Origin of the sequence: Micromonospora sp. NBC_01412 (assembly GCF_045040215.1) — a bacterium.
Taxonomy (GTDB): Bacteria; Actinomycetota; Actinomycetes; order Mycobacteriales; family Micromonosporaceae; genus Micromonospora; species Micromonospora rubida.
Window position 1 is genome coordinate 3529685 of sequence record NZ_CP109528.1, and the last position, 19666, is coordinate 3549350.

General features: G+C 73.9%; 20 protein-coding genes. 8 read left to right on the forward strand and 12 right to left on the reverse strand.

Annotated elements, in window-relative coordinates; genetic code table 11:
- Positions 1-157: 157 nt before the first annotated feature.
- Complete coding sequence (locus OG617_RS16270) at positions 158-694, forward strand: DUF4240 domain-containing protein (RefSeq protein ID WP_405103749.1); 537 nt, start codon at positions 158-160, stop codon at positions 692-694.
- Position 695: 1 nt separating this feature from the next.
- Here OG617_RS16270 and OG617_RS16275 read toward each other — a convergent pair whose 3' ends face one another.
- From OG617_RS16275 to OG617_RS16290, 4 genes are all read right to left on the reverse strand, one after another.
- A complete protein-coding gene (locus tag OG617_RS16275; protein ID WP_405102673.1) occupies positions 696-1181 on the reverse strand; it encodes a GNAT family N-acetyltransferase in 486 nt (161 codons plus the stop codon).
- A 41-nt stretch (positions 1182-1222) separates the two neighbouring features.
- Complete coding sequence (locus OG617_RS16280) at positions 1223-2599, reverse strand: MFS transporter (RefSeq protein ID WP_405102675.1); 1377 nt, start codon at positions 2597-2599, stop codon at positions 1223-1225.
- Entirely contained in the window at positions 2589-3257 is a 669-nt protein-coding gene (locus OG617_RS16285) for a helix-turn-helix domain-containing protein (RefSeq protein ID WP_405102677.1), read from the reverse strand. The genes OG617_RS16280 and OG617_RS16285 overlap by 11 nt, the downstream gene beginning before the upstream one ends.
- A gap of 72 nt (positions 3258-3329) precedes the next feature.
- Entirely contained in the window at positions 3330-3947 is a 618-nt protein-coding gene (locus OG617_RS16290) for a pyridoxamine 5'-phosphate oxidase family protein (protein WP_405102679.1), read from the reverse strand.
- Between the two features lie 164 nt (positions 3948-4111).
- Between OG617_RS16290 and OG617_RS16295 the strand changes: the two genes are divergently transcribed.
- The 3 genes from OG617_RS16295 to OG617_RS16305 are packed head-to-tail and all read left to right on the forward strand — an operon-like array spanning position 4112 to position 6300.
- Positions 4112-4618: a DUF2231 domain-containing protein gene (locus tag OG617_RS16295; protein WP_405102681.1), complete on the forward strand. Its 507-nt coding sequence runs from the start codon at positions 4112-4114 to the stop codon at positions 4616-4618.
- Entirely contained in the window at positions 4615-5190 is a 576-nt protein-coding gene (locus tag OG617_RS16300) for an Hsp20/alpha crystallin family protein (protein WP_405102683.1), read from the forward strand. Before OG617_RS16295 ends, OG617_RS16300 begins: the two co-directional genes overlap by 4 nt.
- 6 nt (positions 5191-5196) lie before the next feature.
- Entirely contained in the window at positions 5197-6300 is a 1104-nt protein-coding gene (locus tag OG617_RS16305; RefSeq protein WP_405102685.1) for a glycosyltransferase family 9 protein, read from the forward strand.
- Between the two features lie 70 nt (positions 6301-6370).
- Here the strand turns inward: OG617_RS16305 and OG617_RS16310 are convergent, their stop codons facing one another.
- The gene (locus OG617_RS16310; RefSeq protein WP_405102687.1) at positions 6371-7249 is read right to left on the reverse strand and encodes a glycosyltransferase family 2 protein; all 879 of its coding nucleotides are present in this window, start codon (positions 7247-7249) and stop codon (positions 6371-6373) included.
- Positions 7246-9102 (reverse strand): D-glycero-beta-D-manno-heptose 1-phosphate adenylyltransferase, encoded by a 1857-nt coding sequence (gene rfaE2, locus OG617_RS16315; RefSeq protein ID WP_405102689.1) that lies wholly within the window; start codon positions 9100-9102, stop codon positions 7246-7248. Before rfaE2 ends, OG617_RS16310 begins: the two co-directional genes overlap by 4 nt.
- A gap of 185 nt (positions 9103-9287) precedes the next feature.
- Here rfaE2 and OG617_RS16320 point away from each other — a divergent pair, with 185 nt between their 5' ends.
- Positions 9288-10967: an MDR family MFS transporter gene (locus OG617_RS16320; protein ID WP_405102691.1), complete on the forward strand. Its 1680-nt coding sequence runs from the start codon at positions 9288-9290 to the stop codon at positions 10965-10967.
- 132 nt (positions 10968-11099) lie between these two features.
- Here the strand turns inward: OG617_RS16320 and OG617_RS16325 are convergent, their stop codons facing one another.
- Positions 11100-11591 (reverse strand): NUDIX domain-containing protein, encoded by a 492-nt coding sequence (locus OG617_RS16325; RefSeq protein WP_396680517.1) that lies wholly within the window; start codon positions 11589-11591, stop codon positions 11100-11102.
- 70 nt (positions 11592-11661) lie between these two features.
- Between OG617_RS16325 and OG617_RS16330 the strand changes: the two genes are divergently transcribed.
- A complete protein-coding gene (locus OG617_RS16330) occupies positions 11662-13296 on the forward strand; it encodes a fatty acid--CoA ligase (protein ID WP_405103751.1) in 1635 nt (544 codons plus the stop codon).
- Between the two features lie 208 nt (positions 13297-13504).
- Here OG617_RS16330 and OG617_RS16335 read toward each other — a convergent pair whose 3' ends face one another.
- Entirely contained in the window at positions 13505-14512 is a 1008-nt protein-coding gene (locus OG617_RS16335) for an NADPH:quinone reductase (RefSeq protein WP_405102694.1), read from the reverse strand.
- A gap of 306 nt (positions 14513-14818) precedes the next feature.
- Here OG617_RS16335 and OG617_RS16340 point away from each other — a divergent pair, with 306 nt between their 5' ends.
- Entirely contained in the window at positions 14819-15571 is a 753-nt protein-coding gene (locus OG617_RS16340) for a DUF981 family protein (RefSeq protein ID WP_405102696.1), read from the forward strand.
- Positions 15572-15601: 30 nt separating this feature from the next.
- Here the strand turns inward: OG617_RS16340 and OG617_RS16345 are convergent, their stop codons facing one another.
- From OG617_RS16345 to OG617_RS16355, 3 genes are all read right to left on the reverse strand, one after another.
- Positions 15602-16255, reverse strand: coding sequence for an HAD family hydrolase (locus OG617_RS16345; protein ID WP_405102698.1), 654 nt, complete (start codon positions 16253-16255; stop codon positions 15602-15604).
- 58 nt (positions 16256-16313) lie between these two features.
- The gene (locus tag OG617_RS16350; RefSeq protein WP_405103753.1) at positions 16314-17138 is read right to left on the reverse strand and encodes an SCO6745 family protein; all 825 of its coding nucleotides are present in this window, start codon (positions 17136-17138) and stop codon (positions 16314-16316) included.
- A 161-nt stretch (positions 17139-17299) separates the two neighbouring features.
- The gene (locus tag OG617_RS16355; protein ID WP_405102700.1) at positions 17300-17962 is read right to left on the reverse strand and encodes an FKBP-type peptidyl-prolyl cis-trans isomerase; all 663 of its coding nucleotides are present in this window, start codon (positions 17960-17962) and stop codon (positions 17300-17302) included.
- 222 nt (positions 17963-18184) lie between these two features.
- On the opposite strand from OG617_RS16355, the gene OG617_RS16360 reads away from it, so the two are divergent.
- Positions 18185-18577, forward strand: coding sequence for a PPOX class F420-dependent oxidoreductase (locus OG617_RS16360; RefSeq protein ID WP_161689135.1), 393 nt, complete (start codon positions 18185-18187; stop codon positions 18575-18577).
- Between the two features lie 43 nt (positions 18578-18620).
- Here the strand turns inward: OG617_RS16360 and OG617_RS16365 are convergent, their stop codons facing one another.
- Positions 18621-19628, reverse strand: coding sequence for a Ku protein (locus OG617_RS16365; protein WP_405102702.1), 1008 nt, complete (start codon positions 19626-19628; stop codon positions 18621-18623).
- Positions 19629-19666 lie beyond the last annotated feature (38 nt).

The window sequence follows — 19666 nt, forward strand, 5'->3', positions numbered from 1 at the left end:
TTCCGCGCTCTCGCGCGCCGGAAACGTGCTCACGTCCACCGAATCCGTACCCGGGGCCGGGCGCCTCAACCACGTCCGTTCGGGACGGTCGTCACATCCGCCGTGGGGTCGGCGGCGGAACGTGTCGGTCGGGCTGGCTAGCATCCCGCCCGTGACCATGCCTTCAGACAATCCTGTGAAGCTGCTGCCGAGCGCCGGCGACGAGACCCGGTTCTGGGCGCTGGTGGAGTCCGCGTGGGAGCCGTTGGGCCCCGAGGCCCAGGCGCAGCGCCGCGCCCTCGTCCAGCGCGACCCGGACGCCGCCGACGTCGACGTGTACGCCGTGGACGCCTGGTTCGCCCCGTTCCTGGACAACCTCCGCTCCCTCGGCGCCGAGCTGTCCAGCGAGGAGCTGACCGCCCTCGACCGGGTGATGGAGCGCAAGCTGTACGACGTCGACCGCGCCGACATCCACGCGGTGACGGACGGCTCCGACGACGGCTTCCTCTACTGCCGGGGCCACATCGTCGCCCTCGGGCAGGAGTTCTACGAGGCGGTGCGCGCCAACCCCGCCCTGGCCGTCCCGGACGGCAGCTGCGAGAGCATCTGCTACCTGTTCGCCCACCTGCACGACAAGCTGTTCGGCGGGTGGCCGCGCACCGGGTCGGGCATCTCCCGGGAGTCGTTCAGCAACCCGGAGGGCTGGCGCGGCTAGCTCAGAACGCGCAGTACATCACGTGCAGGCCCACCCGGCCCAGGCTCGGGTGGGCGAACGCGCCCGGCACCGTGCCGACCACCTCGAAGCCGTGCCGCCGGTACAGCTCCACCGCCGTGCGGTTGGTCTCGACCACCGCGTTGAACTGCATCCCGGCGTACCCGCGCTCACGGGCCCAGCCCAGCGCGTGCCGGCACAGGGCGGTGCCCACCCCGAGCCCCCGGGCGTCGGCCGCGACCATGAAGCTCGCGGTGGAGACGTGCGATCCGGGCCCGGGCCGGTTGGTGCCCATCTTGGCCGTGCCGAGGACCCGGTCGCCCTCGACCGCCACGACGGTCAGGCCGGGCGGGCGCTCCACCCACATGTCGTACGCCTGCCCGGTGGTCGTCGCCGGGTCGTACGGGAAGGTCTCCTCGGCCCGGACGACCTCGCCGATGATCTCCCACACCCGGGGCCAGTCGCCCTCGACGAACTCGCGGATCAGCACGGGCGCCGACGCTAGCAGCGTCGCCGGCCGGCGACGACCGGTTATCGCGCCGGCGGGGCCGGTCGCGACCGGCCCGGCTCCTCCGGCTGGGCGGGAAGCTCCCGCATGCCGCGCACGGGGGAGAGAAGCACCCAGAACAGGCCGAGCAGCGCACCGGCGGTGGCGATCCACAGCGCCGGCCGGACGCCGATGGTGGCGCCCAGCGCCCCGCCGAGCAGCGCGCCGATCGGTCGGATCCCGTAGTTGACCGTGCGCCGGGCACCCATGGTGCGGGACAGCAGCGCGTCGGGGGTGAGCGCGGTCTGCATCGAGCTGGTGGTGATGTCGAGCATCATCACGCCGACGCCGGCGCCGAACTCGGCGGCGAAGAGCATGCCGAGCACCACCGGCGTCGGCCCGTCGGCCAGCGGGACGAGCAGCAGCGGGGCGGGGAAGGCCACGAAGCTCGCCACCATCGTCGGCCCGATCCCGAACCGGCGGGTCAGCCGGCCGGTGACCGCGGCGCCGAACAGGCCGCCCGCCGCGCCCGCGCCCAGTACCCCACCGAGCACGCCCGGGGAGAGGCCGAGCTCCCGGACGGCGTAGAGCACGAAGAGCGCCGAGAACATGAAGTTGAAGAGGTTGAGGGTGGTGGTGCCGAGCAGGATGGACCGCATCGCCGGTGCCCGCGCCAGGAACCGCAGCCCGTCGGCGATGCCGAGCCCGCCACCCCGGGCCGGCGCCGGCTCGGTCGGCCGGATCCGCGCCAGGAAGTACGCGGACACGAGGTACGACGCGGCGTCGGCGAGCAGCGCGATCGGGGCGGTGAGCACCTGCACCAGCACGCCGCCGACGCTCGGGCCGGCGACCAGGGACATCGCCCGGCTGCCTGAGATGAGGGTGTTTGCGGCCACGTAGTCGGGGCGGCGCACCAGCGACACGAAGAGCGGCGCGCGCGCCACCTCGAAGAGCACGGCGAGGGTGCCCGTGGCGAAGGCGATCAGGTAGAGCTGCGGCAGGGCCAGCAGGTCGAACAGGTACAGCACCGGCACGACGGCCAGCAGCAGGGCGCGACCGAGATCGGCGAGGATCATCAGCCGCCGCTTGTGCGGCAACCGGTCGACCCACGCCCCGGCGAGCAGCGAGAAGAGCAGGTTCGGGGCGAGGGCGGCGGCGGTCAGGTAACCCATCTCAACCGGCCCGGCGCCGGCCCCGAGCACGGCCAGCAGGGGCAGGGCGAGGGTGGAGATCTCGTCGCCGAAGTACGAGACGGTCTGCGCCGACCAGTATCGCCGGAACGTCCGCTCCCGCAGCAGCCGGGGCAGCCGCCCGCGCCGAACGGGACGGGCCGGCGCGGCGGCGTCCGGGGGTGGGCCGACGTCTCGTGTGGCGGTTTCTGGCGGGGCGGCCTCCGGCGCGGCGGTCGGCTCACCGCTCATCGGGCACCGCCGCGCCGCCGTCGCCCTGGGCCGTGTCGCTGTCGCCTAGGGTCGCGCCGCCGTCGCTCGGGGCCGTGTCGCCGTCCGTCGGGGCCGGCGCGCCGAGGAGGGCGAGCTGTACGAGGACGACCCGGCGCGCGTCGGCCGGCCGCGAGGACGGGTCGGCGATCCGGTCGTCGTACTCGGCGAGCAGGGCGTCCATCCGCTCGGTCAGCGCGGCCAGCTCGTCGGCGGTGACGTACAGCGACGTGTCGCTGAAGCGGGTGACCGCTCGCCACCGGGCCGACTCGTCGGCCCGCCGGGCGAGGAACTCCTCGGCCTGCCGGGTGTATTGGGCGAGCTGGGTGGCGTTCAGCGCGTCCGTGGCCGCGCGTACCTGCGGGTCGTCGGAGGCGTCGTCCCAGGAGGTGACGAGCGCAGTGGCCCGCCAGGGGCGTTCCCGGGCGTCGCCGGCGGGGGCCCGCTCGGCGAGGCCGTACTTGGCGAGCTGGCGCAGGTGGAAGGAGCAGTTGGGAACGTTCTCGCCGAGCCGCTCGGCGGCCCGGGTGGCGGTCATCGGGCCCTCCCGCCGCAGCAGCCCGATCAGGGCCATCCGCAGCGGGTGGGCGTAGCCGCGCAGGGCGACCGGGTCGGAGAGTTTCACCCGAGGCAACGTCATATCCTAAAGCTATCTTTAGAAAGATAGCTTTAGCAACGGTCCGCGCGAAGGTGGGCGGGATGACCGCCGCGATCAGGAATAGATCTTCTTCGCGTATTCCGGGCCGTAGTGGCGCTCCAGGTCGGCCAGGCTCTCGGCCGGGGCCTCGACCTCCTTGATCAACCGGGCCCGGGACGGCAGCGCGTCCGGCTGCCAGCTCTCCGGCCGCCACAGCTCGGAGCGGAGGAACGCCTTGGCGCAGTGGTAGAAGATCTGCTCGATCTCCACCACGATCGCCAGGATCGGCCGGTGCCCCTTGACCACCATGTCGTCGAAGAACGGCGCGTCCCGCACCAGCCGGGCCCGGCCGTTGATCCGCAGCGTGTCGGTCCGGCCGGGGACCAGGAAGATCAGCCCGACGTGCGGATTGTCCAGAATGTTGCGGTACCCGTCCGCCCGCCGGTTGCCCGGCCGCTCCGGGACGGCGATCGTCGTGTCGTCCAGCGGCAGGGCGAAGCCGGGCGGGTCGCCCTTCGGCGAGACGTCGCAGGTGCCGTCCGCGCCCGCCGTGGCGACCAGGCAGAACGGCGAAGCGGCCAGCCACTGCCGGTCCCGCTCGTGCAGGGCCCTGCGCTCCTTGGCCGCAGCCCGGGCGTTCGGCGTCCCCAGCAGTTCGCGCAGTTCCTCGTGCGAGGTGATCTCCACCGTCACGTCTTTCTCCCCCGACCGTTGACCTCGGTGGTGGCGGCGTGCGGCGCCGGTGCCCAGGCCACCTGTCGCCCCTCAGCCTAACCGGGCGCGTCTGGCCGTTTGTCCAGCGGTGTTCCGGGTACCGCGCCAGCCAGCGCCCCGCAACACACCAATGGAGGCCGCCAGTGGAGAGCCGACTCAAGGTGCTCGGGCACCCCGTGCACCCGATGCTGATCACGTTCCCGGTCGGCCTGCTGGTCACCGCGGTGATCTTCGACGTCGTCGACGCCGTCGGCGGCCCGCGGTTCCTCGGCGAGGTGGCCTACTGGAACATCACGGTCGGCCTGATCGGCGGGCTGCTGGCGGCGGTGGCCGGCGCGTTCGACCTGCTCGCCATCCCCACCGGCACCCGCGCGAAGCGGGTGGGCCTCAGCCACGCCGCCGCGAACATCGCGGTCATCCTGCTCTTCGCCGCCGTCTGGGCGGTCCGGCTCAACGCCGACTCCCGGGCGGCCGGCGGCGCGCTCATCGCCATCGAGGTGGTCGCGTTGGCCATCCTCGGCGGCAGCGCGTGGCTCGGCGGCGAGCTGGTCGACCGGCTCGGCGTCGGCGTCGACCCGGACGCCAACCTGGACGCCCCCAGCTCGTTGCGGTCACCGACAGCCACCCATTCGATCGGAGACGTGCGATGAGCGAACAGCCCGCAGGCGGCCGGGGCTGGCGCGGCCGACAGCAGGGCTGGGACCCGATGGGGGAACTCCAGTCCCTGCGCGCCGAGCTGAGCCGGCTGGTCGGCGGCGCCCGGCCGGCCCCGCCCGAACTGGAGCTGACCGAGACCGCCGAGGGCTGGGAGGCCGTGGTCCGGCTGCCCGGCGTCGCCCCCGAGGAGGTGGCCGTCGAGCTGGACGACCGGGAGCTCTGCGTCCGGGCCCGCTCCGAGGCCGAGGTCAACGCCGACCAGGGCATCCCGGGCGGCTTTCGGACCCGGGGCTTCGAGTACCGGGTCGACCTGCCGTCCCGGGTGGACCCCGACCGGATCGACGCGGTGATGGACCACGGGCTGCTCCGGGTCCGGCTGCCCCGGGCGACCCGGCCCGCGCCGCGCACCATCACCGTCGGCCGTGCCGGCTACCGGGGCGCCGGCACGGGTACGGGCCGTCCGGTCGACCCGGCCGCCGACCGGGAACTGCACCACCCGGACCTGGCTCCCGGCCGGGAACTGCACCACCCGGACCGGGCCGCCGACGAGATCGACCGGCCGTAGCGGGCCGTGGCCACCCCGTCCCCGCTCGGCCCGGTGGGCGAGCGCGTGCCCGACGTCGCGCGGATCGCCGCGCTGCGCGCCAACGCGCTCGGCGACTTCATCTTCGTCCTGCCCGCGCTGGAGGCGCTGCGCGCCGCGTACCCGGGGGCGGAGATCGTGCTGCTCGGCGCGCCGTGGCACGCGAAGCTCTGGCGCGATCGGCCCGGCCCGGTGGACCGCGTGCTGGTGGTCCCGCCCGCGCCCGGCATCCGCGCCCCCGAACCCGGCGAGCCGGAGTCGTCGATGGACGGCTTCCTGGCCGCCGCCCGCGCCGAGCGTTTCGACCTGGCGCTGCAACTGCACGGCGGCGGCGGCAACTCCAACCCGATCGTCGCCGGCCTGGGCGCCCGGGTCACCGCCGGGCTGCGGGCCGAGGACGCCCCGCCGCTGGACCGCTGGACCCGGTACGTCTACTACCAGCACGAGGTGCTGCGCTACCTGGAGGTGGCCGGCCTGGTCGGGGCGCCCGCCACCACGATCGTCCCGACGCTGGCGGTCACCGACGCCGACCGGGCCGAGGCCGCCGGGGTGCTCGGCGCGGCGACGCGGCCCCGGGTGGCACTGCACCCCGGAGCCACCGACACCCGGCGGCGCTGGCCGGCCGAGCGGTTCGCCGAGGTAGCCCGCGTCCTGGCCGGCGACGGGTACGAGGTGCTGGTCACCGGCACCCCCGCCGAACGGGAGCTGGTGGACCGGGTGGTCGCGGCGGCCGGGGTGCCCCTCCGCCCGCTCGTCGGCACGCTCGGCCTCGGCGGGCTGGCCGCCTGCTACGCCGGCTGCGCCCTGCTGGTCTCCAACGACACCGGCCCGCTGCACCTGGCCGCCGCAGTCGGCACCGCCACCGTCGGGATCTACTGGGTCGGCAACCTGATCAACAGCGGGCACCCGCTGCGCGCCCGGCACCGCCCGATCGCCTCCTGGACCGTGCACTGCCCGGTCTGCGGTGTCGACTGCACCCCGGGGATCTACCCGCACCGCCCCGGGCACGGCGACTGCCCGCACCGCGACTCCTTCGTCACGGACGTCCCGGTCGTGGAGGTCGTCGAGGCCGCCCGCGAGCTGCTGGGCTGAGCGGGGCGGCCCCACTGGCGGGCCGGGTCCGCCCCCGCCCGCCTTCCGCCCGCAGCCCGCCTTCCGCCCGTCAGGCGGGCTGCGGGGTGTCCGAGTCGGTGAGGAGGACCTCCCACGCCTCCACGTCCCGCTCGGTGACGGTGGTCGGCGACTCCAGGTGGTACGCCCCGCTGGGCAGGACGCCCGCGCCGCCGTGGCGCTCCAGCACGGCGAGCTGGGCGGCCACGTCCTCGCCCTGGTGCTTCTCCTGCACCCGCCGCCAGAACTCGAAGCCGCCCGAGTCGACCAGCGCCGCCCGGTCGTAGAGCACGCACCCGCCGATCCAGGAGACCTTGTACGCCCGCCAGGCCCCCGGCGGCAGGTTCAGCCGCTGTGTGACGTGCAGCAGGTTCGCCGCCGGATGGATCGAGGCCCGCTGCCACTGCGGCGTGCCCGGGCGGACCCGCTCCGGCACCGGCCGACCCACCCACTCCTCGTAGTGCCCGTGGGTCTCCGGGCGCACGTCGTCGACGTACGACAGCCCGTGCACGGCGTTGCCGACGAAGCCGCAGCCCAGCTCGCCGATCGCGGTGACCAGCCGGTGCAGGGTCCCCGGCTCCAGCCAGACGTCGTCGTCGAGGCAGAGCACGTACCGGGCCGCCGACAGGTCCAGCAGGTACGCCCGGTGCTCGGCCAGCCCGCGCCGGGGCAGCCGCCGGGTCAGCAGCACCGGGTGGCCCCGGTGGCGCAGCGCCCGCACCATGGTGGCCGCCGCCGGGTGGGCGTACGCGGGGTCGCCGTCGGACTGGTCGCTGATCACCACCCCGAACCCGGGCACGCCCTCCTGGGTGGCCAGCCCGGAGAGGGTGACCGCCAGCTCGGCCGGGCGGTTGCGGGTCGGGACCAGCACGTCGAGCTGCCGCTCCCGGCGGAACTCCGCGGCGTCGCCGGGGACGAGCGGACGGTTCACGCCGGCCTGCCGGTCAACGTCTGCCCCGGGCCGTCGGACCGGTGCGCGGTGTCCGACGCGCCCGTCGCCTGGGCCCGGATCCGTTCGATGATCGCCGAGGTGGAGCGGTCCGGCACGTACCCGAGCGTGCGGACCTGGCCGCCGAGCCGGCGCACCAGCGGCGCCTCCGGCACCATCTCCGGCGGGTAGTCGCCGCCCTTGACGTAGACGTCCGGGCGGACTGTCTCGATCAGGGCCGCCGGGGAGTCCTCCTCGAAGATCACCACGTGGTCCACGCAGGACAGCGCGGCGAGCAGCGTCACCCGGTCCTCCACCGGGTTGACCGGCCGGTCCGGCCCCTTCAGCCGGCGCACGCTGTCGTCGGAGTTGACCGCGACCAACAACAGGTCGCCGAGGGCCCGGGCCTGCTCCAGGTAGCGCACGTGCCCCGGATGCAGCACGTCGAAGCAGCCGTTGGTGAAAACCACCGACCGGCCCGCGTCCCGGTGCGCGGCCACGATGTCCGCCAACTCGTCCGAGGCGACCAGCACCGGGTGCCCGGGGTCGCCGGCCGGTACGCCGAGCGCGTCGAGCAGGTCCTCGTGCCGGCACACGCAGGTGCCGGTGTCCGACACGGTGATGGTGGCGGCGAGCTGGGCGAGCTGCGCGGCGGTCGGCAGCGGCGCGTCGGCGGCCAGGGCCAGCGTCATCGCGGCCAGGTACGCGTCCCCCGCGCCGACCGCGTGACTGGCCGGGACCGGGGTGCTGTGGCTGCGCCGGGGTGCGCCGTCCGCTCCGCCGACCACGGCGCCCTCGGTGTCCAGGGTGACCGCGACCACGTCCGCGCCGGTGTGCGCGCGCAGCTCCGCGAGACGGGACTCGGCCAGCACCGCCCTGTCCACCCCGTCGCCGGCCTCGGCGTTCACGGTCACGCCCGTCCCGGTGACGCTGAGCCCGTCGCCGGTCATCGCCACCCGGTCCTCGCCGGGCGTCGGCTCGCCGGTCGGGCCCGTCAGCCGGCCCAGCGGCAGCCGGGACGCCGCCGTGGCCCCGCCGCCGGGGCCGCCGTCGGTGGAGCTTCCGGCCGGGTCGGGACGGCTGGGGGCCGAGCCAACGCTCAGCTCCGACGGCCCGTCCGCCGGGTCGGCCCCGGGGTGGTCCAGGTGCAGGTGGGAGTCGGACCGGGCGGCGGCCCGGGCGAGCAGCCGGGTGGCCTCGGCGAAACTCGGGGTGACCACGGTGGGCGCGAGGCCCCGCCAGTCGGCGAGGTCGTGCGCGTCGAGCGCGACCGTGGCGTACCGGTCCCGGGCGGCGACCAGCCAGGCGCGCACGGGCGCGGGCAGCGAGCCCAGCCCGTAGTCGCAGACGACCAGGGTGGGCACCTCGCCACCGGCGGCGGCCCGCAGCTCCTCGGTGGCGCACTCCAGCGCCGTGAGCAGCCGGACCACGCCGTCCTGTTCGAGCGCGTCGTCCGGGTCTCCGGAGTCCTCGCGCAGCAGGATCTGGTTGCCGGCGAGCATCCGCCGCTTCACCGGGGTCGGCCGGCCGGGCTGGTTGACGGTCCGGTCCCAGACGCCGGCCCGGTCCAGGCAGTCGTGCAGCTCGTCCCCGGCGGCGTCCGCGCCGACCGGGGCGACCAGCACCGCCCGCCCGCCGAGGGCGGCCACGTTGACGGCGGTGTTCGCCGCGCCGCCGGCCGCCGAGATGCGCCGGCGCAGGCTGAGGACCGGGGCGGGCGCCTCCCGGCAGAGCCGGTCGGGCTCCGCGAACCGCCACTCGTCGAGCATGGCGTCGCCGATCACCAGCACGGGACGGCCCAGCCAGCTCTCCACGACGGTGGCGAGCCGGCGCTCTTCCGCTGCTGCTCCTGCCATGCCCGTCGGGTCCCCCGAGGGTGTCGGGTCAAACCTGGGCCGCCCCCGGCGGGCCGGTCAGCAGCGGCAGGCCGGACGGCCCGCCGGCCTTCTGCCCAAGATCGTGGAGAAGGGCCGCCACCGACCGTCGGCCGACGGATTTCCGGGGCCGGGCATGTTCCCCGCAGTACGGGAAAGAAGGCGGGGTGACCACCGAAGCCGCCCACAGCCGCCCGACGCTGACCGCCCGCCAGCTCCGCCTGCTCATGTTCGGCCTGATGACGGGCATGCTGCTCGCCGCGCTGGACCAGACGATCGTCGGCACGGCGCTGCCCACCATCGTCGGCGAGTTGGGCGGGATCGACCACTACTCCTGGGTCGTCACCGCGTACCTGCTCGCGTCCACGGCCTCCACCCCGCTGTACGGCAAGATGGCCGACCTGTACGGGCGCCGCCCGGTCTTCCTCTTCTCGATCGGCACGTTCCTGCTCGGCTCGCTGCTCGCCGGGCTGTCGCAGGACATGACCCAGCTCATCGTGACGCGCGGGGTGCAGGGCCTCGGCGCGGGCGGCCTGATGACGCTGGCGTTCACCATCATCTCGGACGTGGTGTCGCCCCGGGAGCGGGGCCGCTACCAGGGCCTGTTCGGGGCGGTGTTCGGCGTCTCCTCGGTGGCCGGGCCACTGGTCGGCGGCTACTTCGCCGAGACCAACTGGCGGTGGATCTTCTACATCAACGTGCCGCTGGCGATCCTGGCCATCGTGGTCTGCTACCACGTCCTGCGGCTGATCCCGTTCGAGCGGCGGGAACACGCGATCGACTGGCTCGGCGCGGGGCTGCTGGTCGCCGGGGTGAGCTGCGTACTGCTCGCGCTGAGCTGGGGCGGCACCTCGTACGCCTGGGGCTCCGGGGTGATCATCGGGCTGTTCGTGGTCGGGGCGGTGCTGGCCGGGCTCTTCCTGGTCCAGGAGGCCCGGGTCGGCGAGCCGATCCTGCCGCTGCGGCTGTTCCGCAGCCCGACGTTCGCGCTGGCCAACGGTGCCGGCTTCATCCTCGGCCTGGTGATGTTCGGGTCGATCATCTTCATCCCGCTGTACCTCCAGATCGTCAGGGGCGCCTCGCCGACCCGCAGCGGCCTGCTGATGCTTCCGATGATGGCCGGCATCATCGTCACCTCGATCGCGACCGGCCGGGCGATGAGCCGGATCGGCCGGTACAAGTGGTTCCCGGTGGCCGGCTCGGCCGTGCTGCTCGCCGGCATGCTGCTCTTCACCCAGCTCCAGGTCGCCACGTCGCTCTGGCTGGCCTTCGGCTACATGGTGGTGATCGGCGTCGGGCTGGGTCTGTCCATGCAGTCGCTGATCCTCGCCGTGCAGAACTCGGTGGACGTCCGGGACTTGGGGGCGGGCACCTCCTCGGCGACGTTCTTCCGGTCGCTGGGCGGCTCGTTCGGGGTGGCGATCCTCGGGGCGGTGCTGTCCTCCCGGCTCACCGGCCAGCTCGCCGACCGGCTGCCGGGCGCGATCGCCCAGCTCCCGCCCGACCAGCAGGCCGCGGTGGCGGCCCAGGGCGGGACGAGCATCACGATCAACGACCCGGCGACGATCATGGCCCTGCCCGGCCCGGTCCGGGCCGCCGTCCAGGGCGCGTTCGTCGAGTCGCTGCACCTGGTCTTCCTCACCACCGGGCTGGTCGCCGTGCTGGCGGTGCTGTTGACCCTGGCCCTGCCGAACGAGCAGCTACGCGGTGCCGGCCCGCAGGGCGCCACCGGCGGAGCCGACCCGCTCGGCGGAAAGGCGCCGGCCCCCGGCGGCCGGCCGTTGGCGAAGGAGTCGAAGGACGAGGCCGCCACCGACATGGAGGCCAAGAGTCAGACCATGCTCTGACCCGGGCGGGGCCGCCCGAGGGTCAGGCGCCGACCGGCGCCGGGCTCGCCTGAGGACCAGCCGGTGACCTCCGGCTCGCTTGAGGGCCAGCCGGTGACTTCAGGCTCGCTTGAGGGCCAGCCGGTGACTCCGTCACTTGAGGATCAGCCGGTTGGCCTGCTCGAAGACGTCCAGGTCGGCGAGGGTCTCGGTGACCGACACCGAGAGCGGGGTGGGGAACCGCTCGCGCGGGAAGAATCCCGCGTCGGTCGTCTCGTCGGTCACCCGGGTCAGGTCGCCGTCCCAGTCCTCGACCCGGAAGGCGACCGTGAAGACCTGGTAGGTGTGGCCGTACATGTTGGTGTTGACGCGGTCCGGGCCCGTGTAGAGGGCGAACGCACCGACCCGTAGGGCGCGCAGCCCGGTCTCCTCGCGCACCTCGCGGACCGCGCAGTCGGCGATGGACTCGCCCAGCTCCATCGCGCCGGCCGGCATCGCCCACTGGCCGTTGTCGGAACGCCGGATCAGCAGCACCCGCCCGGCGTTGTCGCGGACCACCGCGCGGGCGCCGACGAACATGAGGGTGCGGTCACCGGCCAGGGCGCGGAGCTGCCCCACGTACGAGTCGGCCCAGGAGATGCTCATCTGGACAACCTACGGGGGTTCCCAACGTGTGACCGCCGACACTAGCTTCTTACTCATGCGTAGCACGATGATGGACGCCCCCCTCCAGGTCGCCCGGATCCTCGACCACGGCGCGACGGTGCACGGCACGGCCGAGGTGGTCACCTGGACCGGCGGTGAGCCCCGCCGCATGTCGTTCGCCGAGGTGGGGCGGACGTCCGCCCGGCTGGCCCACGCGCTGCGCGACGAGTGCGGGGTGACCGGCGACGAGCGGGTCGCCACGTTCATGTGGAATAACGCCGAGCACCTGGTGGCGTACTTCGCCGTGCCGAGCATGGGCGCGGTGCTGCACACGCTCAACATCCGGCTCTTCCCCGACCAGGTCGTCTACATCGCCAACCACGCGCAGGACCGGGTGGTGCTGGTCGACTCGACGCTGATCCCGCTGCTGGCCCGGGTCATCGGCGAGCTGGTCACCGTGCGGCACGTGGTGGTGGTCGGCGGCGGCGACCCCGCCCCGCTGGTGGCTGCGGCGGGCGACCGGATCGCCGTACATCACTGGGATGCCTTGCTGGCGGGGAGGCCGGAGATCTTCGACTGGCCGGAGGTGGACGAGCGCGACGCCGCGGCCCTCTGCTACACCTCCGGGACCACGGGTAACCCCAAGGGGGTCGCCTACTCGCACCGCTCGATCTACCTGCACTCGCTCCAGGTCTGCCTGCCGGAGGGGTTCGGCCTCGGGCCGATGCACCGCGAGCTGACCATCGTGCCGATGTTCCACGCGATGTCCTGGGGCCTGCCGTACGCGGCGTTCCTCTCCGGAGCGTCGCTGATCATGCCGGACCGGTTCCTCCAGGCCGCCCCGATCGCCGAGATGATCGCCGCCGAGCGGCCCACCCTGGCCGGCGCGGTGCCGACCATCTGGAACGACCTGCTGGCCTACCTCGACGGCCACGACGTGGACATCTCCTCACTGAAGGAGGTGATCGTCGGCGGGTCGGCGTGCCCGCCCGCGCTGATGCACGCGTTCGACGACCGGCACCACATCGACATCATCCACGCCTGGGGGATGACCGAGACGTCGCCGCTCGGCTCGGTGGCCCGGCCGCCGGCCGGGGCGACCGGCGAGGACGCCTGGCGCTACCGGTACACCCAGGGCCGGGTCCCGGCCGGGGTCGCCGCGCGGATCGTCGGCCCGCTGGGCGAGCCGTTGCCCGCCGACGGGACCTCCGTCGGCGAGTTGGAGGTCCGCGGGCCATGGGTGACCTCCCGGTACGTCGGGGACGACGCCCCGGACGAGGAGAAGTTCCGCGACGGCTGGCTGCGCACCGGCGACGTCGGCACGCTCTCGCCCGACGGCTACATCACGCTCACCGACCGGGCCAAGGACGTGATCAAGTCCGGCGGTGAGTGGATCTCCTCGGTGGAGCTGGAGAACGCCCTGATGGCTCACCCGGCCGTGCTGGAGGCGTGCGTGGTGGGCGTGCCCGACGAGCGCTGGGGCGAGCGCCCGCTGGCCACCGTGGTGGTCCGCGAGGGCACCGAGGTGAGCGCCGAGGAGCTACGCGACTTCCTCGCGAAGTCGGTGGCGCGCTGGCAGCTCCCGGAGCGGTGGTCCTTCATCGACGAGGTCCCGAAGACCAGCGTCGGCAAGTTCGACAAGAAGGTGGTCCGCTCCCGGTACGCCGAAGGCGGGCTGAGTGTCCGGGAGCTGACAACGCCGTAACGCTTTCAGGCGCATCGTCGCCTGAAGGGGGCAGGGACGTACTCCTAAACATCCCTCCCCAGGGGGCGGCCCCGGCGTTCGCACCGCGCCGGGGCCGCCCGTCTCACGCGGGCCGCCCGATTTATCCACGGTGCGGCCCCGCACTGCCATTGTCACGAAACTTGTTCGGCTCTGTCCCGGCGTCGGGGAAAACGGCCGGTGAACGCGGTCAGTCGGCGGCGCTGACCAGCACCTTCCCGACCACCGAACGCTCCACCTCCCGATGCGCCGCCGCCGTGTCGGCCAGCGGGTGGCGGTGCAGCGGCAGGCCGGCCTCCGCGCCCACCCGTACGCCGCCCTGCGCCACCGCCGCCGTCACGTCGTTGACCGCCTGCGCCTTTGCCGCCGTAGGGGCCGTGTAGACCAGCACGAACTGCCAGCGGGCGTTCGGCGCCATCAGCGGCCGGATCGGCAGGGTCACCTCGTCCCCGCCGTCGTCGGCGTAGACGCAGACCGCCCCGCCCCGGCGCAGCAGCTGGACGTCGGCCGCCGCGTTCCTCGCCGCCGAGACCTCGACGATCGTGTGCACCCCGTCGGGGGCGATCTTGCGGGCCTCCTCGACCACGTCCTGCTCGCGATAGTTGATCACGAACGAGGCCCCGGCCGCCGCCGCCAGGTTCGCCTTCTCCGCGCTGCTCACGGTGGTGATCACGGTGGCGTCGGCCCACCGGGCGAGCTGGATCGCCGCGTTGCCGACCACGCCCGCCCCGCCCTGCACCAGCACCGTGTGGTCGGTCAGCGCGCCGGCGTGCAGCCCGTCGGGCATGAACTCCCCGGCCGTCAGGCAGCGGTGCGCGGTGAGGAACGGGATGCCCAGGCTCGCCCCGAGGCCGAAGGAAGCGCCGCCGAGGGGGACCGCCTGCCGGACCGGCACCACCGTGTACTCGGCGGCGGTGCCCCAGGGCCGCTGCCAGGCAGCCTCCCAGATCCACACCCGCTCGCCGATCAGGTTCCGGTCCACGCCCGCGCCGACCGCCTCGACGACCCCGGCGCCGTCCTGGCCGGGGATCTGCCAGCCGGCCGGCGGCCCCTGCCGGCGGGACTTCCAGTCGGTCGGGTTGACCCCGGAGACGGCCACCCGGACCAGGACCTCGCCGGGCCCCGGCTCGGGCACCGGCCGGTCGACCAGGTGCAGCACCGAGGCGTCACCACCGGTCTCGTACACGATCGCCCTCATCGTCGTCTCCTCACGTCGGGACGTGCGTTCCGCCGTACCCCGGCGGGCCCCGATCATTCCGACGCGCCCGGCCGGCGCACCGCGCAACCGGCCGCCCGCGTTGCGAAACGGGCGGCCGGCCGGAACGCGCAACCCGGCCGCCCGTGGCCCGCAGTGACCGCCGTCGGCGAGTGCACGATCGCGCTGCCTAACCCCGCTGACCTGCGTCGACTTCCGCCCGAGGGGTTTCCCGGGCGCTACGACGGGGACAGCGCGGTGAGTGGGTTCCGCCCCCCGGCGGCGGACCTCGACGGCGTTGGAGGCGGCATGGCGACGGACACGCTCGCTCAGGACGGCTTGAAGATCAACTGGGTGGAGATGCCCACCTACAACACCATCATGTCGCTCGCCGCCGGCGTCGGCCTGCTGCTGATCGTCGCGCTCGGCCGGCAGGTGCTCCAACGGCAGGAGATCGTCGCGGAGGGGTGGGCGATGGCCTTCGTCGTCCTCGGCGCCATCCTCGCCGCGACCGGTCTGCACATGACGCTCACCTGGCCCCTGGCCAGCGGCGGCTTCGCCTTCGACAACATCATCTTCGGCGAACCCGCACTCGCCTTCGGCGTGCTGCTGCTGGCCGCCGGGTTCGTGCTGTGGCGCCGGGCGCCCCTCTTCGCCGGGAGAGCCGGGGACGTCGAGGGCCGCGAGCCGATGGCCGCCGACGAGCGGCTCCGGTACACCCAACGGCTCCTCGCGCCCATCTCGGTGTTCGTCTTCGCGCTCGGCCTCGCCTGCTTCGCGATCGCCGCCGCAGGCTGGACGTACACCCTCTTCGCGGCCCCGCCCGAAGAACCGATCTCCGGGGAGTTCGCCGACTATCCCCTCGTCGAGGCCACCTTCATCTCCGGGCTGTACGTGCTGGTCGGGATCGGCGCCGTGCTCTTCCCGTTCGCGCTGCGCCGCCTGCGCCGCCCGCTGCTGCTGATCGGGGGCTGGGCCTGGGGCCTCGCCGGACTCGCGTTCCTGCTCTTCGGCGCGCTGAACTACTTCACCCACATCGGGCTGATCGTCAACACCCAATAGCCGGAAGCGTCCTGGTCGACCCGGGATCGCTCAGTCGAGGCCGGCGACGACCTCCGGGGTCAGGTCGCCCACCGTCGGCAGCACCACGGCCGCGAGCCGCTCGGCGTCCGGATCCAGCGGGTACGCCCCGTGCGGCACCGCCACCACCCGCATCCCGGCGGCGGCGGCCGACCGTACCCCGTTGGAGGAGTCCTCCACCGCGACGCAGCGGGCCGGGTCGACGCCGAGCCGCCCGGCGACGGCCAGGTACACGTCGGGGGCGGGCTTGCCGTGCGCGGTCTCCTCGGTCGACAGCGTCGCCCCGAACGCGTCGGTCAGGCCCGTCGCGGCCAGCGCCGCCGCGATCAGCCGGGTCGGCGAGGAACTGGCCAGCCCCAGCGGCCACCGCGCCGCCAGCCGGCGCACCACCCGGTCGGCCCCGTCGATCACCGGTACGCGCTCCGCGTACCGCCGGGTCATCTCGTCGACCACCTCGGCGGCGACCTGCTCGGCCGTCCGGTCGACGCCCAACTCGCCGCTGAGATACCGGGCCCACTCGCCCGTGCTCATCCCCATCAGCCGGCGCTGGGTGTCCGGCTGCCAGCCGCCGCCATGCGCCGTCACGTACGCCCGGCGGACCTCCTCCCAGACCGGCTCGGAGTCCACGATCACGCCGTCCAGGTCGAAGACCACCGCATCAGCCACACCCCCATCCTGCCCGATCCGGGGCGGACCCGGCGGTGGCCGGGGCGGCGGGCCGGGCTCAGGCGGGCAGCGGGGACAGGCCGATCGGGCTGCCCGGCGGGATCACCGTGTGGCCGGCGCGGGCGATCGGTTCGAGCAGCTCCCGCAGCCGCCCCGCGCGGTCCGCGCCGAGCGCCCGCCATGGGTGGATGGCCGCCAGGTCGGTGGCGTCCTCGACGGCCCGGAACGCGGCCCGGCCGTGCCCGGTCGGCTCGCCGTCGGGCGTCAGCCAATTCCGCTCGGCCAGCCGGCCGGCCGCCGCCCGCCACTGCTCCTCGGACCAGCCCCGGCCCAGCAGGTTCACCGGTGCCATGCCGTCGGCCACCTTCCAGGCCAGCGTCTCCACCGGGTCCAGGCCGGCCGCGACCAGCGCGGCGACGTGCCCGTCGCCCCGGTGTTCGCGCAGCGTGGTGGCCGCCTGCCAGAGCCGGGCCAGCGGATACTCGGCGGCCGGCAGGGCGGCGTTCGCGGCCCCCAGCACCCGGCCGGCGGGCTGCGCCGCGCGGGCGGCCGTCTCCAGCAGCTCGGCGGCCTCGGCGAGGTGCCCCTCCGGCAGCTCGTACGTCAGCTCGGCCAGCGCCTGCACCGCCCCGGTGAGCCGAGCCCGCAGCGCCTCCTCCGGGGTGACCAGCCGCCACACCGCCGGCAGCGCCCGGGTCACCATGTGCGGGGCGAAGCTGAAGAACGCCGCGACCACCGGGGCGGCCTCGGTGGCGCCCAGCGGGGCGGAGCGGCCGGCGAAGTAGCCCCGCCAGTAGCCGCGCAGCCCGACCGCCTCGTAGGCGGCACGGGCGCGCGGATGGAAGTAGGTGACCGCGTGCACCGGCTCGAAGTGCGTCCACATCAGCCGGGCGAGACCCGGGTCGTCCAGCGCCGCCACGTGCACCTCCGCGTCGGGTCGGGAATCACCGTGGCGCGGCCGGAACCGCCCACGGTGACCCCGAACCTACTGGTCGTGGGCGACCGGAAGGAAGACCGCTGTGAACTACCGCATGACCGCGCGGGCTACTGGGCGGCGAGCACGTCGACGACGAACCGCAGCGGGCCGGTCGGACGGCCGCTGGAGGCGTCGTTGCCGTACGCCAGCTCGGCGGGGAGGTCGAGCTGCACCCGGCTGCCCACGTTCACCCCGACCAGGCCCTGGTCCCAGCCCTTGATGACCTGCCCGACGCCGATCCCGAAGGTGGCCGGCTGGCCGGTCTTCCAGGACGCGTCGAACTCCTTGCCGTCCTTGTAGAACACGCCCACGTAGTTGGTGGTGATCTGCTGGCCGGACTTGACCACCGGGCCCTTGCCCTTGATCAGCGTGGTCACGACGAGCTTCTTCAGCTCGCCCTTGCCCGCCTCGACCTTCGGCTTGGTGGCCAGCGCCGGGTCCGCCCCCTCGGGAAGCTGCTGGGCGGGCGGCGCGCTGGGATCGGCAGCCGACGGGGTGGCCCCGACCGAGGACGCGGTCTGTTCCGTCGTGTCGTCGTCGCCCTGGTTCACGACGACGAAGACGCCGATCAGGATCGCCACGACGGCTAGGCCGGAGAGCGCGCCGAGGATGGATTGCCGGCGGCGCTTCGCCTCGGCGGCCTTCTTCGCCGCCAACTGGACGGCCAGTCGCCGCTCCGCCTTGCCGCCCGGGCCCTGGCCCGCCGACCGGTTCTGCACACGCTCGCTCACGTCGACTCCCTGATCAAGAGGTGGGGGCCCGGCGGCCGCTGCCGAGGCCAGCGCACACGGTACTCGCCCTGTTCCCCTCGGTGCTGCCTCGGCCTGCGCCCGTCCCGCCCCGGCCGTCCCGTTTCCGCCCGCCCCGCCCGCCCGTCCCGGTCGCGCCCGGTCGCCGCCCTTTGGCCGCGGTTGCCCGGGTGCGGTGCTCCCGACGGGGGTAGTTTCACGACCATGGCGATCCTCACCGAAGCAGACCTGGCCCTGCTGGCCGAACCGCAGCTCGCCCACGTGGCCACCATCGAGCCGGACGGCACCCCGCACGTGACGCCGGTGTGGGTGGACACCGACGGCCAGCACATCGTGTTCAACACGGCCAAGGGGCGGCAGAAGTACAACAACATCCAGCGCAACCCGATGGTCGCCGTCTCCGTCGTCGACAAGGCCGACGACTTCCGCACCCTGTGGGTGAAGGGCACCACCGAACTGGTCGAGGAGGGTGCCGACGAGCACATCGACCGGATGGCGCAGAAGTACCTCGGGCAGGACACCTACCCGTTCCGGCAGCCCGGCGAGGAGCGGGTGATCGTCCGGGTCACCCCCACCCAGAAGCTCGGCCGAGGCTGACGCGTGCGGCGGGGCCGACGGACGACCGGGCCCCGCCGAACCGTCAGGCGGTCTTGCGGGGGGCCTTCTTCGGGGCGGCCTTACTGGCCGGGGCCTTCTTCGCGGTGCCGGACTCCGCAGCCTTCTTCGTGGCCGCCTTCTTCGTACCCCCGGCCTTCTTCTCGGCCGTCTTCTTCTCGGCGGTCTTCTTCGCCGGGGCCTTGGCGGCCTTCTGCGCCGACCGGGCCGAGGTGATCGGGGTCGGCTTCCCGCCGCGGGCCTCCGGCTGCTCGCCGCGCGCCGCCTGGGCCCGCTCCACCGACGCCTTCAGCGCGGACATCAGGTCCACCGCCGCGGCCGGGGCCTCCTCGACCTCCTCCGGCTGGACAACCTCCCGGCCCTCCACCTTCGCGTCGATGACCTCCTGCAACGCCGCCCGGTAGTCGTCGGTGAAGGCGTCCTGCTCGAACTCGCCGGCCATCGAGTCGATCAGCGAGCTGGCCATCGCCAGCTCCGGGGGGCGCACCTTCAGGTCCTCGCCCAGGAAGCCGAAGTCCGGGGTACGCACCTCGTCCGGCCACAGCATCGTGTTGAGCAGCAGCACCCCCTCCCGGACCCGCAGGGTGGCGAGCTGCTCCCGCTGGCGCAGCGCCACCTTCACGATCGCCACCCGCTCCGAGTCGGCGAGCGCGTCGCGCAACAGCACGTACGGCTTGGTCGCCGCGCCCTCCGGCTCCAGGAAGTACGCCTTGTTGTAGAGGATCGGGTCGACCTGCTCCGCCGGGACGAACTCCAGCACGTCGATGGCCCGCGAGGTGGTCAGCGGCAGGTCGGCGAAGTCGGAGTCGGTCAGGATCACCATCTCGCCACCGCCGATGTCGTACCCCTTGGCGATGTCGTCGTAGGTGACCTCCTCGCCGCAGACCGAGCAGGTGCGCTTGTAGCGGATGCGCCCGCCGTCCTCCCGGTGCACCTGGTGAAAGCGGATGTCTTTCTCCTCGGTGGCCGAATAGAGCTTCACCGCTATCGAGACCAGCCCGAACGAGACCGCCCCCTTCCAGATCGCCCGCATACCACGCTCCTCTTCCCCGGTTTAACTCAGGATCCCAA

What these genes read in the sequence shown, in the direction of transcription:
- OG617_RS16270 (WP_405103749.1), top strand. Translation starts at nt 158, where the DNA reads ATGCCTTCAGACAATCCTGTGAAGCTGCTGCCGAGCGCCGGCGACGAG.
- OG617_RS16280 (WP_405102675.1), bottom strand. Translation starts at nt 2,599, where the DNA reads ATGAGCGGTGAGCCGACCGCCGCGCCGGAGGCCGCCCCGCCAGAAACC.
- OG617_RS16285 (WP_405102677.1), bottom strand. Translation starts at nt 3,257, where the DNA reads ATGACGTTGCCTCGGGTGAAACTCTCCGACCCGGTCGCCCTGCGCGGC.
- OG617_RS16300 (WP_405102683.1), top strand. Translation starts at nt 4,615, where the DNA reads ATGAGCGAACAGCCCGCAGGCGGCCGGGGCTGGCGCGGCCGACAGCAG.
- rfaE2 (WP_405102689.1), bottom strand. Translation starts at nt 9,102, where the DNA reads ATGGCAGGAGCAGCAGCGGAAGAGCGCCGGCTCGCCACCGTCGTGGAG.
- OG617_RS16325 (WP_396680517.1), bottom strand. Translation starts at nt 11,591, where the DNA reads ATGAGCATCTCCTGGGCCGACTCGTACGTGGGGCAGCTCCGCGCCCTG.
- OG617_RS16330 (WP_405103751.1), top strand. Translation starts at nt 11,662, where the DNA reads ATGGACGCCCCCCTCCAGGTCGCCCGGATCCTCGACCACGGCGCGACG.
- OG617_RS16335 (WP_405102694.1), bottom strand. Translation starts at nt 14,512, where the DNA reads ATGAGGGCGATCGTGTACGAGACCGGTGGTGACGCCTCGGTGCTGCAC.
- OG617_RS16340 (WP_405102696.1), top strand. Translation starts at nt 14,819, where the DNA reads ATGGCGACGGACACGCTCGCTCAGGACGGCTTGAAGATCAACTGGGTG.
- OG617_RS16350 (WP_405103753.1), bottom strand. Translation starts at nt 17,138, where the DNA reads ATGTGGACGCACTTCGAGCCGGTGCACGCGGTCACCTACTTCCATCCG.
- OG617_RS16360 (WP_161689135.1), top strand. Translation starts at nt 18,185, where the DNA reads ATGGCGATCCTCACCGAAGCAGACCTGGCCCTGCTGGCCGAACCGCAG.
- OG617_RS16365 (WP_405102702.1), bottom strand. Translation starts at nt 19,628, where the DNA reads ATGCGGGCGATCTGGAAGGGGGCGGTCTCGTTCGGGCTGGTCTCGATA.